At 30.8% G+C, this 12,196-nt stretch carries 10 protein-coding genes and 1 pseudogene; 10 read left to right on the top strand and 1 reads right to left on the bottom strand.

Translation table 11 applies throughout. The features are described 5' to 3' along the window. Positions 1–16: 16 nt before the first annotated feature. Positions 17–1,108, bottom strand: a complete 1,092-nt coding sequence (locus CAMP5053_RS07685) for a CinA family protein (protein ID WP_337217591.1) — start codon at positions 1,106–1,108, stop codon at positions 17–19. A gap of 100 nt (positions 1,109–1,208) precedes the next feature. Between CAMP5053_RS07685 and ileS the strand changes: the two genes are divergently transcribed. From ileS to CAMP5053_RS07635, 10 genes and pseudogenes are all read left to right on the top strand, one after another. Beyond that, a complete protein-coding gene (gene ileS, locus CAMP5053_RS07680) occupies positions 1,209–3,974 on the top strand; it encodes an isoleucine--tRNA ligase (RefSeq protein ID WP_337217590.1) in 2,766 nt (921 codons plus the stop codon). 99 nt (positions 3,975–4,073) lie between these two features. Further along, a complete protein-coding gene (gene gatA / locus CAMP5053_RS07675) occupies positions 4,074–5,438 on the top strand; it encodes an Asp-tRNA(Asn)/Glu-tRNA(Gln) amidotransferase subunit GatA (RefSeq protein WP_337217589.1) in 1,365 nt (454 codons plus the stop codon). Positions 5,439–5,448: 10 nt separating this feature from the next. After that, on the top strand, positions 5,449–6,900 hold the full coding sequence (gene guaB, locus CAMP5053_RS07670; protein WP_214100539.1) for an IMP dehydrogenase: 1,452 nt from the start codon (positions 5,449–5,451) through the stop codon (positions 6,898–6,900). Then, positions 6,900–7,073, top strand: coding sequence for an exodeoxyribonuclease VII small subunit (gene xseB, locus CAMP5053_RS07665; protein ID WP_039628709.1), 174 nt, complete (start codon positions 6,900–6,902; stop codon positions 7,071–7,073). The genes guaB and xseB overlap by 1 nt, the downstream gene beginning before the upstream one ends. Continuing rightward, positions 7,066–7,854, top strand: a complete 789-nt coding sequence (locus tag CAMP5053_RS07660; RefSeq protein ID WP_263659654.1) for a carbon-nitrogen hydrolase family protein — start codon at positions 7,066–7,068, stop codon at positions 7,852–7,854. The genes xseB and CAMP5053_RS07660 overlap by 8 nt, the downstream gene beginning before the upstream one ends. A 36-nt stretch (positions 7,855–7,890) precedes the next feature. Then, positions 7,891–8,148 carry a hypothetical protein gene (locus CAMP5053_RS07655; protein WP_214136068.1) on the top strand — a complete coding sequence of 86 codons (258 nt, stop codon included), beginning with the start codon at positions 7,891–7,893 and terminating at the stop codon, positions 8,146–8,148. Between the two features lie 190 nt (positions 8,149–8,338). Beyond that, complete coding sequence (locus CAMP5053_RS07650) at positions 8,339–9,862, top strand: sulfatase-like hydrolase/transferase (protein ID WP_214100542.1); 1,524 nt, start codon at positions 8,339–8,341, stop codon at positions 9,860–9,862. An 88-nt stretch (positions 9,863–9,950) separates the two neighbouring features. After that, complete coding sequence (gene murC, locus CAMP5053_RS07645; RefSeq protein ID WP_263667586.1) at positions 9,951–11,243, top strand: UDP-N-acetylmuramate--L-alanine ligase; 1,293 nt, start codon at positions 9,951–9,953, stop codon at positions 11,241–11,243. Continuing rightward, on the top strand, positions 11,236–11,583 hold the full coding sequence (locus CAMP5053_RS07640; protein WP_214126421.1) for a hypothetical protein: 348 nt from the start codon (positions 11,236–11,238) through the stop codon (positions 11,581–11,583). Before murC ends, CAMP5053_RS07640 begins: the two co-directional genes overlap by 8 nt. Further along, positions 11,583–12,196, top strand: a pseudogene (locus CAMP5053_RS07635) (endonuclease MutS2); the annotation flags it as partial. The gene CAMP5053_RS07640 and the pseudogene CAMP5053_RS07635, both read left to right, overlap by 1 nt.

Here is a 12,196-nt window from a genome sequence, read left to right as displayed (position 1 = left end):
GCTGCCGCTTTTTTAATTAAACCCCAAAGAAAATTTCAGGTTTTAATCTAAGCATTAAACAATATGCAGCCAAACTAGCTTGTTCTCTTGTATAGTTCCTATTGCCTTGTATGTGAATGCACTCTTGTAAAAAGGTTCCATCTTTATACATAGCTCCTATGTAGATGGTGCCTGCTTTGGTGTTTTTATCATTTTCTTCTCCAGCTACCCCACTAAGCGCTAAAGCAAAATCACAATTTGTGGTTTTAAAAACCCCTTTTAGCATAAAATAAATACAACGATCAGAGTATTCCCCAACACTTTCTAGGGTATCATTACTCACACCAAGCCAAGAATTTTTCAAACGATTAGAATAAGTGATCAAAGAACCCTCAAATACACTAGAAATTCCTGAATTTTCAGCAAATTTTGAAGCACAAAGTCCTGCGGTACAACTTTCTGCAAAGGAAATTTTTAAGTTTTTTTCTAAAAGTTTTTTGGCTATAAATTTAATAGGATCATTTCCTAAAAATACTTTTCCTGCAAAAAGTTTAAAAACCCCTTTTAAAAATCCTTCTAGTTTTCCATATTGACTAGCGCTTGCTCTAATACAAATGAGATTATCTAATAATGCACTTGAGCAAGTTTGAATTTCAAAAGAAGTAGTAAGTGTGCTAAGTAAGATATTTGCACTCATTTCATCTATATCTAAAAGACAAAAATACGCATAGTCAAGTTCAGGATTTTGCAAAATCAAAGGCAATTTTTGCTCTATATTTATATTTAATAAATTAATATGGCATTGCTCAAAAGAACTTAAAAAGGAATTTTTTTCACGCAAAGCTTTTGAAGGCACTAAGGTGTCATTTTCTAAGATTAAAACATCATCATTTAATGTTGCTATGATTTTAGCTATGGTTGCATAGTATTCGCTAATGCTAAAAATGGTTATATAATTATATTTTTTAGAAAGTTTTTCAAGTAAAAAAGGAAGTTCTTTATCAGGTTTATTTATAAATTTTAGCTCATGAAGTTCTAAAAATTGTTTTTTGTATTCTTCTTGTATATAATGCATATAATTTTCATTAATAATAATTTCACTACCTATAATGATGATAAGATGTTTCATGATTTTCCTTTTTTTATTGCGATTATAACAAAAAAATAAGTGCAAATTAAAAGTATTTTAAGTAGAATTTACTATTTTTAAATTTTTCAAGGTGGATTATATGGATTATAAAGATACGCTATTGCTTCCAAATACGACTTTTGCAATGCGTGCAAATTTGGCAGAGCTTGAGCCTAAGCGTTTTAGCAAGTGGTTTGAAAACAACTATGCTTATGAAAAAATGAAACAAAAAAGACAAGGGGTAAGTGAGAGTTTTACTCTGCATGATGGCCCTCCTTATGCTAATGGGCATTTGCATATTGGCCATGCTTTAAATAAAATTTTAAAAGATATCATCATAAAAATGCATTATTTTCAAGGTAAAAAAGTGCGTTTTACTCCGGGTTGGGATTGTCATGGTTTACCGATAGAACAGCAAGTTGAAGTTAAGCTTAAAGATAAAAAGCAAAGTTTAAGCAAAAAAGAAATTCGTGAGTTTTGTAGAGAGCATGCGAGAGAATTTGTAAGTATCCAAAGAGATGAATTTAAGTCTTTGGGTGTGATTGCTGATTGGGATGAGCCATATTTGACTATGAAAAATGCTTTTGAGGCAGATATTTACAAAGCTTTATGTAAAATTGCTAAAAAAGGACTTTTGCTAGAAAGAAGTAAACCTGTTTTTTGGAGCTGGGCTGCTAAGAGTGCATTAGCAGAAGCTGAAGTAGAGTATGAAGACAAAGAAGATTATTCTATTTTTGTAGCATTTGAGCTTGATAAAACTTCCCTTGAAAAGCTAGGTGTAAAAAAAGCTAAAGCAGTTATTTGGACTACCACGCCTTGGACTTTACCAGCAAATCAAGCTATATCTTTAAATCCAAATGAAAAATATGTCATCACTGAAGAAGGTTATATTTTTGCTAAAGCCTTGCTTGAAAATATGATTAATAAAAACTTCACTCAAGGAAAAATTCAAAAAGAACTTTTAGGTGTTGAATTTGAAAATTTAAATGCTATCAATCCACTCAATCAAAGAAAATCCACTCTCATTTTAGGCGATCATGTTTTAATGGAAGGTGGAACAGGGCTTGTACATACTGCACCAGGTCATGGTGAGGATGATTATTATGTGTGTTTAAAATATGGCATTGAAGTGATTATGCCAGTAGATGATGGTGGCTGTTATGATGAAACACTAAGAGCTAAAGGACTTTTGCCAGAGCATTTATTAAATGAGTTTATAGGACTTCATATTTTTAAAGCAAATGAGCGTATTTTAGAATTGCTTGGCGAAGCTTTACTTGAGAGTTCTAAATTTATACATTCTTATCCATTTTGTTGGAGAACACATAAACCGGTTATTTATAGAGCTACAAAACAATGGTTTATCTTAATGGATGAGAAAAAGCTAGATGGAAAATCTTTAAGAGAGCTAGCGCTAGAACAATTAAATAATGTGAAATTTTACCCAGAAAGTGGGGTAAAAAGACTTAGTTCTATGATAGAAAATCGTCCTGATTGGTGTATATCAAGACAAAGAGATTGGGGTGTACCTATTGCATTTTTTAGAGATAAAAACACCAAAGAAGTGATTTTTGATGATGATATTTTAGATTATTTGGTGGGAATTTTTGAAGCAAATGGAGCTGATGCGTGGTGGGATTTAGAAATAAAAGATTTATTACCGCCAAATAGCAAATATGATCCAAATAATTTAGAAAAAGTTTATGATATTTTAGATGTTTGGTTTGATAGTGGTAGTACTTGGGAAGCAGTATTAAACTCAGCAAGATATGATGCAGGAGAATATCAAGCTTCAATGTATCTTGAAGGAAGTGACCAACACCGTGGATGGTTTCAAAGCTCACTTTTAATTTCCACTGCGATTAATCACAAAACCCCATATAAAAACATACTTACTCATGGCTTTACCGTAGATGAAAAGGGTCAAAAAATGAGTAAATCTAAGGGTAATGTGATTTTACCTCAAAATGTAGCTAAAAATTATGGGGTAGAAATTTTAAGACTTTGGATAATGCTTAGTGATTATTCAACAGACTTAAAAATTTCAGACAATATCTTAAAACAAGTAAGCGAGCAGTATAGAAAGATAAGAAATACTATAAGATTTTTACTTGCAAATACTAATGATATGGAATTTTTAGAAACAAAAAATTTCACACTTTTAGATAAGTGGATTTTAATGCGTGCAAAAGTTGCTTTTGAAGCATGTGAAGCTGCTTTTGAAAAATATGAATTTGCAAAAGGCTTTAGCGTGCTTTTAAATTTCTTAAGTGCAGATTTAAGTGGAATTTATTTAGATGTGTGCAAAGATAGATTATATTGTAATGCAAAAGATGATGCAAAAAGAGTAAGTGCACAAAGTGCTATGGTATTAATAGCTAGAAAACTTTTTGCGCTTTTAGCTCCAAGTTTAACTTATACCATAGATGAAGCATTAGAGCATGCAAATGTGGCTATTAAAGAAAATGCTAAAGATGTGTTTGATTTGGTGTTGAAAAATGGGTTTGATTATGAGTATAAAATCGAAGATGAATTATTTATAAAATCAAGAGAAAAATTCTTTGAGCTTGTTGATGTATTAAAAAAAGATAAAATCATCAAATCAACTTTAGAGTTAAGTTTGCAAACAAGCGCAAATGAGCTTTTGAGTGAAGATATTGAAGAAGTAGCTGATTGGTTTATGGTAAGCTCGGTAGAAAGCTTAGATGAAAAAGAAGCTTTGAGTGAGTTTAAAATAGATGATCATAGTTTTAAAATTGTGCGTTCTTCGTTACACAAGTGTCCAAGATGTTGGAAATTTTTAGCAAAAGAAGAAGAATGCTTATGTCCAAGATGTAATAGCGTGGAAAAAGCAAAAAATGTTTGAGCAAGCTTTACCTTTTAGCGTGGTGGTGATTACTTTATTAGGCTTTTTATTTATCACGCTTTTTTTGTTTTATTTGGTTAAAAAATTTAAGGATAAATAATGGTAACTTTAAAAGAAGCTTTGAAATTTTCAAATGAAGAATTAGAAAATCTAAAAAAAGAATTAAATGAAAAAGCACATCAGCAAAAGCATTTAGGTGCTTATGTAGAGCAGTTTTTAAATAAAGATTTAAGCACTTCAGGTGCTGGTGTACCAGTAGCTATAAAAGATAATATTAGTGTAAAGGATTGGAAATTAACTTGTGGTTCTAAAATTTTACAAGGTTATGTGGCTCCTTATGATGCAAGTGCTATTATAAATTTACGTAAAAATAATTTTGCTCCATTTGGAAGATGTAATATGGATGAGTTTGCTATGGGAAGTACGAGTGCGACTTCTTTTTATGGTAAGACTTTAAACCCACTTGATAATACCAAAGTTCCAGGTGGAAGTAGTGGGGGGAGTGCTGCTGCAGTTGCTGCGGGGATAGCTTTGGCAAGTTTGGGTTCGGATACAGGTGGTTCGGTAAGACAGCCTGCTGCATTTTGTGGTTGTGTTGGGTTTAAGCCAAGTTATGGAAGAGTTAGCAGGTATGGTTTAGCGGCGTATTCTTCAAGCCTTGATCAAATTGGAGTTTTAACGCAAAATGTTGAAGATGCTGCGATTTTATATGATGCTATTGCAGGTTATGATGAAAAAGATAGCACAAGCGCAAACATAGCTTTTGAACCAACCGCGCCAAAACTAAATGCAAATAAAAAGCTAAAAATAGCTGTGATTAAAAACTATATAGAACAAACTAATGATGATGTAAAACAAGCCTTATTAAAAACCATAGATATGTTAAAAGCAAATGGCCATGAGATTGTTTATAAAGACTTAATGGATTCTACATTTGATGTTGCAGCTTATTATATCATAGCAGCAGCTGAGGCAAGTGCAAATTTAAGCCGTTATGATGGTGTAAGATATGGTAGAAGAAGTGAAAAATGTGACAATCTTAGCCAAATGTATGTAAATAGTAGAAGCGAGGGCTTTGGAGAGGAAGTAAAAAGAAGAATTTTACTAGGAACCTTTGTTTTAAGTAGTGGCTATTATGATGCATATTATATCAAAGCACAAAAGGCTAGAAGATTTATCAAGCAAAAATATGAAGAAATTTTAAATGATTGTGATTTGATTTTTATGCCAGTTGCTCCAAGTGTTGCTTTTGGTCTTAATGATATCAAAACTCCGGTGCAAATGTATTTAGAAGATGTATTTACTATTTCAGTGAATTTAGCAGGACTTGGTGGCATTAGCGTGCCTGTAGGAAAAAATGAAAATGGACTTAATATTTCTGCTCAGCTTATATGTAAAGCTTATGATGAACAAACTTTATTAGATGGTGCTTTGAGCTTGGAAGAAATTATCAAAAACAAATAAAGGAAAAATTATGAAAATCATAAAACGCGCTTTGACTTTTGAAGATGTTTTACTAGTTCCTCAATATTCTGAGGTTTTACCTAAAGAAGTAGATATTAAAACAAGACTTACAAAAAATATCACCTTAAATATGCCTTTAATTTCAGCTGCTATGGATACGGTTACTGAACATAGAGCCGCTATCATGATGGCAAGGCTTGGTGGTATAGGGGTAATCCATAAAAATATGGATATAGCTTCACAAGTTAGAGAGATAAAAAGAGTTAAAAAAAGTGAAAGTGGCGTGATTATGGATCCTATTTATATAGGACCTAAAGCAAGTGTTAAAGAAGCACTAGAACTCATGGCTGAATATAGAATTTCAGGCGTTCCTGTGGTAGATGAGAATAAAACTCTAATAGGAATTTTAACGAATCGTGATTTGAGATTTGAAACTAATTTTGATAATTTAGTAGAAAATGTAATGACAAAAATGCCTTTAATCACTGCTAAAAAAGGCTCTACTTTAGATGATGCAGAAAGAATTTTTTCTACTAATAAAGTAGAAAAACTTCCTATTGTAGATGAAAATAACCACTTAGAAGGCTTAATCACTATAAAAGATTTAAAAAAACGCAAGGAATATCCAAATTCAAATAAAGATGCTTATGGAAGATTAAGAGTGGCTGCAGCTGTGGGTGTGGGTCAGCTTGATCGCGTAAAGGCTTTAGTGGAAGCTGAAGTTGATGTTATAGTAATGGATAGTGCGCATGGACATTCTAAAGGTATTATTGATACACTAAAAGCAATTAAGGCTGAATTTAATGTAGATGTAATAGTAGGAAATGTTGCAAGTGCAAAAGCGGTTAAAGATTTATGTGAGGCAGGTGCGGATGCTATTAAGATAGGTATAGGACCTGGTAGTATTTGTACTACACGCATTGTTTCAGGTGTAGGTGTACCTCAAATTTCAGCTATAGATGAATGTGCGATAGAAGCAAGTAAATACGGTGTGCCAGTAATTGCCGATGGGGGTATAAAATACTCAGGCGATATAGCAAAAGCAATTGCAGCAGGTGCAAGTAGTGTGATGATAGGTTCGCTTTTAGCAGGAACAGATGAGAGCCCAGGTGAGTTATTTACTTATCAAGGAAGACAATATAAGAGTTATCGTGGTATGGGAAGCTTAGGTGCTATGCAAAAAGGAAGTTCAGATAGATATTTCCAAGAAGGTACAGCTCAAGATAAACTTGTACCTGAAGGTATTGAAGGTAGGGTGCCTTATGTAGGAAGTATAAAAAGTGTAGTACATCAGCTCTTAGGTGGGCTTAGATCTTCTATGGGTTATGTAGGTGCAGCAGATATCAAAGCTTTCCAAGAAAGAGCTGAATTTGTAGAAATCACCGCAGCAGGATTAAAAGAAAGCCATGTGCATGATGTAACTATCACTGCTGAAGCACCAAATTATAAGGTGAGTAATTAATGGAATTTGAAGATCATATCAAACAAGCCGAGCTTTCTTTGGAGAAACTTAATGATAAAGATTTGGACCTTAAAACTTGCGTAGAAATTTATAAAGAAGGTTTAAAAAGTATCAAGCAAGCAAGAACTATGCTTGAAAATGCTAAATTAGAAATCGAGCAAGTAGATGAGTAGTGTTGTAGCTTTACAATTTCCCACTTTGGCTTTGAGTGAATCAAGGCTTGATTATTATCTAAAAGCTGCTAAGGAAAGTGGTGCGAATTTGGTGGTTTTGGGCGAGTATGTTTTAAATAGCTTTTTTAGTGAGCTAAAAACTATGCCAAAAAGTATGATCAAAGAACAAAGTCAAAGTAAAAAAGCAAGCTTGATAAAACTTGCTAAAAAATATGATTTAAATATTATTGCACCTTTCATAAGTGTTGAAAATGATGGTTTAAAAAAACTATGCTTAAAAGTAGGTCCACAAAATGTAAAAGTGTATGAGCAACAAATTTTAATGCCTTATGCACACTGGAATGAAGAAAAATTTTTTAACAATAAAAAAGCTGATAAGCTTAAACTTTTTACTTTCACACATGAGGGCTTAAAATGTGCTTTGCTTTTTGGCTTTGAGGCACATTTTGATATCTTTTGGCAAATGATCATGAAAAAAAAGATAGACTTAGTCATCATTCCCACAGCTAGTACTTTTGAAAGCAATCAAAGATGGCTAGAGCTTTTAAAAACAAGAGCCTTTTTAAACTCAACCAGTATTTTAAGAGTTAATCGTATAGGTAATTTAAAGCAAGAAAATGAGTGGAAATTTTATGGAGATAGCTTTTTTATCAATGCTTTTGGGGAAGTGCAAGAACAACTTGGCGATCAAGAAGAAATGCTTGTAGTAGAAGTTAGCAAAGCAAATGAAGCTAGAAATTTATGGGGTTTTGATAAGCTTATAAAAAATTACGAAGAATAATCTTTTTAGTAAGAAAATATTATTTAAAGGAGTATAATGAGAAAAATTTTATTACAAATTTTTTCTTTTAGTTTTATTTTTATGGGAATTTTTGCTTTAGTTAGGTTTTTGATGATAAAAAATTTAACTAATGAAAGTGAAAATACCTTAATGGTATATGTATATGGACTAGGTCATGATATGAGAACCTTTAGTGCTATTTTTTTACCTCTATTTTTGTGTGGTTTGTTTTCTTATGTAAGTTTGATTTTCAAAGATAGTAAATATCACACTATGGGGGGGGGTAATCGCTAAATTTTATATTTATCTTTCTAGTTTTTATATAGCTTTTATAGCTTTTGTTATTTTAATTTCTGCGTTTATACATTATTATTATTTTCAACTTTATGCAAGCAAAATTGATATTTTTATTTTTGGTTTAAAAGATGATAATACTAAGGCGATATTATCTATAGTTTTTTCTGATTATCCTATTATAAAAGCATTGTTATTAGCTGTAATTTTTAGTATATTTTGTTTTTATCTTAATATTAAAATTCTTAACTTAAAATTAGAGACTATTAAAGTAAAACTAGTATTTTTTATTTTATTAAACATTTTGCTAATTTATGCTTATATTGTAGCGCTAAGAGGACATTTTACTTATAATGCGCTAAGAGCTTCAAGTTATGAATTTAGCACCATAAAAGCTTTTAATGAAATTTCTACAAATCCTTTGATGGCTTTTTCATGGGCATATAAAGAGTATAAAAATCAACAAGAATTTAAAAGCGTAGATATAAAACAGCTTAATCAACTAGAAGAAAAACTTTTTCCTATGTTTGATACTACTTTGACACATCAAAATCATGCTAAAAATCATATTTATATTAACATCATGGAAAGTTTTGGTTTAAATTTAGCTGAGTTTGGCACTGAAAACATTAATCTTTTGGGAAATTTAAAAAAGCATTTTGAGCAAGATATTATTTTTACTAGATTTTTATCTAGTGCAAACAATACCATAGAAAGTTTTAATCGTTTGGTTTTTTTAAGTCCAAATATTATTTCAAATGGATTATATCAAAAAGAAAAATTAGCCTTTACTCCTTTGCAAATTTACAAGAATGCAGGGTATAAAATAGTTTTTGTTTATAGTGGTAATGCTTCTTGGTATAATCTTGGCAATTATTTTAAAAATCAAGGTGTAGATGAAATCATAGATGAAAATACACTGATGCAAGATTTTCCACAAGCTAGAAAAACAAAACATAAATACGGTATAGCTGATGAGTTTATGTATAAAAAAATATATTCTATTTTTGAAAATGCTACAAATCCTACGCTTGTTATTTCTCTTAGTATTTCCACTCATAGACCTTATATACATAAAAGCAGAACACAACTTATCGATGAGAACGCTTTAGATGAAAAAATATTAAGTCAATTTATTATCAGTGATTTTATAGGTGCTTTAAATGCTTATGCGTATGCAAATGATGAATTTGGAAAATTTTTAGATCGCATAAAAGAAAGTAGTTTGAGAGAAAATATTATTATTGCTGCCACAGGTGATCATAGATTTAGAGATATTAAGATGGATATAAAATCCCAAAAAGCTTTTGCATATAGTGTGCCTTTTTATTTATATCTTCCAAAGTATTTAAAAAATGATATTTATTATGATAAAAATCGTGTGGGTTCGCATAAGGATATTTTTCCAACACTTTATAGTCTTACTCTTAGTGATACAAAATATTTAAGTTTAGGAGGAAGAAATATGTTAGCACCTATAAAAAATGAAAAGTTAGAATTTGGTTTTAATGAGCTTGTTTGGATTGATCAAAATGGAGTCTATGATGGAAATAATGGTTATTATTTTGAAAATAATACTAGCATAAAAGATACAAATAAGGCTTTTGAGTTAGATTTATATCATAAAAATTTTTCAAAAAATTATAAAGAGTTATTTCAAAAGCAATTAAATTATAGACTAGTCAATCTCAAAACATCAAATAATAGTGAGTAGATTTTATCTCTAAGGGCTTTTTATATTTTATTTTTAGTAAACAAATGATAGAATTTTGCCTTAAATTTTCAAAAAATTTGAGGCAAGAATGCAAAAAATTCATTTTATAGGTATAGGCGGTATTGGAATTTCAGCTTTGGCGAGATTTTTAAAAGAGCAAGACTTTAAGATTAGTGGTTCTGATATCAAAGAAAGTAAAATCACAAAAGAATTAGAAAAAGAAGGCATAGATATAAAAATTCCTCATCATAAAGACAATGTTAAAGATGTGGATTTAGTAGTGTATTCAGCTGCTATTAAAGAAGACAATGAAGAATTAATTAGTGCAAAAAAACAAAACATCACAACACTTTCAAGAAAAGAAGCCCTGCCTATGATTTTAAAAGACAAAAGAGTTTTTGCGGTTGCGGGAGCTCATGGTAAAAGCACGACTTCAAGCATTTTAGCAAGCTTGATAGAAGCTTCTGTGATCATTGGTGCGGTGCTAAAAGAAAGCGGTACTAATATGCTTTATAAAGAAAGTGAAAATCTCATCTTTGAAGCTGATGAGAGTGATAGTTCTTTTTTAAATTCAAATCCTTATTTAGCTATAGTGACTAATGTTGAAGCAGAACATTTGGATCATTATGGAAACGATCTTGAAAAACTACACAAAGCTTATGAAGACTTTTTGCGTTTGTCTAAAATTCAAGTGATTAATGCTGAAGATGAGTTTTTATCAAGTTTAAATTTAAATAATGCTAAAAAACTTTACCCAAGTAAAGATATCACTAATATTTACATGAAAGTAGAAAATTTTAAACCAAAAACCTATTTTACACTTAAAGATTTAGGTGAATTTAGCGTTTTTGGTATGGGTGAGCATGTGGCGATGGATGCTGCTTTGGCTATTTTGGCTGCGAGTGAATTTATAAATATAGAAGAGCTAAAAACTAAGCTTTTAAAATATCAAGGGATTAAAAAAAGATTTGATATTTTATTTGCAAATGAAAATATGGCTTTGATTGATGATTATGGGCATCATCCAACAGAAATCAAAACAACACTTAAAGCAGCAAGTGAGTATGCAAGGCTAGCTGGATATAAAAAAATCATAGCTATTTTTGAACCTCACCGCTATACGCGTTTAAGTGCAAATATAGAGTATTTTAGTGAAGTTTTGGCAAATGTTGATGAGCTTTATATTTTACCTGTGTATGCAGCAGGGGAAGCTCAAATAGAAATTAATATGCAAAAATACTTTCCAAAAGCTAAATTTATAAAAGAAATCAAAAGAGAAGAAAGTGCTATTTATCTTGATGATAAGTTGATTGAAAATGGCTTAGTAATTGGCTTTGGTGCAGGAGATATAAGCACAAAGCTTAGGGGTAAGTATGTTTAAGATTTTTTTATATATCTTAGCTTTTTTTGCGATTTTACTTTTTTTTGTTTTTTTGCGTAAAAAAATAGGCAAGATTAGTAATTATCTTTTGATTTTAGTATTGATTTTAATGATTGCTTTTGCGATTAAATTTGAGTTAAGTGCTACAAGAAGTGGGGTTTTGAAAAAAGAAACACTCAATGCATTCTTACAAGGACAAAGTCTAATTTGCAAAGATGTTAATATCACTAAAGAGTATTTTAACTTTGAACATGGAACGCAAAGTTTTATTTCAAATGGTAAAAATAAACAATTTAAAGCCTATGTGTTTGATATAAAAGATTGCAAGGTAGATAAATAATGCAAGAGCAATTTTTTAAAAAGCTAGATTTAGATGGCTATATAGAAGACTTTAGGGGGCTTTTTGCAAGAGATAAAGAAATTTTTTTACAAGGCGATAGCAAGCTTCATTATAAAAGGATTAATGAGCTTTCGCTGATTGATTTTAATCCTCCACCTATGATAGAAGAGCTAAATAGTGCTTTAACTCATCTTAGCAAGCAAGGAATTTTGCATTTAAGTCAAAGCTTTGAATTTATTAAAATTTGTATGTATTTTAGATACTTAAAGGGCTTAAAATTTGAAGAAAGCTTAAAAGAATGGCTTTTAAAAATAGAAATTCCACAAGCTATTTTAGAGCTTTTTGAGTATTTTGATGAAAAGGGTGAGATTAAAGAAAGTGTTGATGAAAGACTTGTTAATCTAAATTTAGCTCTAAAGATGAAAAAAGAAAGTTTGGTGGCTGAGTTTAAAAAACTTACCTATACTAAAAGTCTTAGTACTTATTTAATCGATACGCAAATTCATCTTATCAATGGTATGGAGGCCTTGCTTTTACGCGGTGGGTTTAATCATGTCTTAAAAGCAAAAATCATAGGTAGAAGTAGCGGCGGTGGATTTTATGTAGTACCTTT

This window comes from Campylobacter sp. S4:11 (assembly GCF_024723695.1).
GTDB lineage: Bacteria > Campylobacterota > Campylobacteria > Campylobacterales > Campylobacteraceae > Campylobacter_D > Campylobacter_D jejuni_C.
This window is presented reverse-complemented; position numbering and strand designations above follow the sequence as displayed.

Bases quoted from the DNA above. Each gene is read 5' to 3' on its own strand.
- murC (WP_263667586.1), top strand. From the start codon at position 9,951: ATGCAAAAAATTCATTTTATAGGTATAGGCGGTATTGGAATTTCAGCT.
- guaB (WP_214100539.1), top strand. From the start codon at position 5,449: ATGAAAATCATAAAACGCGCTTTGACTTTTGAAGATGTTTTACTAGTT.
- CAMP5053_RS07640 (WP_214126421.1), top strand. From the start codon at position 11,236: ATGTTTAAGATTTTTTTATATATCTTAGCTTTTTTTGCGATTTTACTT.
- ileS (WP_337217590.1), top strand. From the start codon at position 1,209: ATGGATTATAAAGATACGCTATTGCTTCCAAATACGACTTTTGCAATG.
- CAMP5053_RS07685 (WP_337217591.1), bottom strand. From the start codon at position 1,108: ATGAAACATCTTATCATCATTATAGGTAGTGAAATTATTATTAATGAA.
- CAMP5053_RS07660 (WP_263659654.1), top strand. From the start codon at position 7,066: ATGAGTAGTGTTGTAGCTTTACAATTTCCCACTTTGGCTTTGAGTGAA.
- xseB (WP_039628709.1), top strand. From the start codon at position 6,900: ATGGAATTTGAAGATCATATCAAACAAGCCGAGCTTTCTTTGGAGAAA.
- CAMP5053_RS07655 (WP_214136068.1), top strand. From the start codon at position 7,891: ATGAGAAAAATTTTATTACAAATTTTTTCTTTTAGTTTTATTTTTATG.
- gatA (WP_337217589.1), top strand. From the start codon at position 4,074: ATGGTAACTTTAAAAGAAGCTTTGAAATTTTCAAATGAAGAATTAGAA.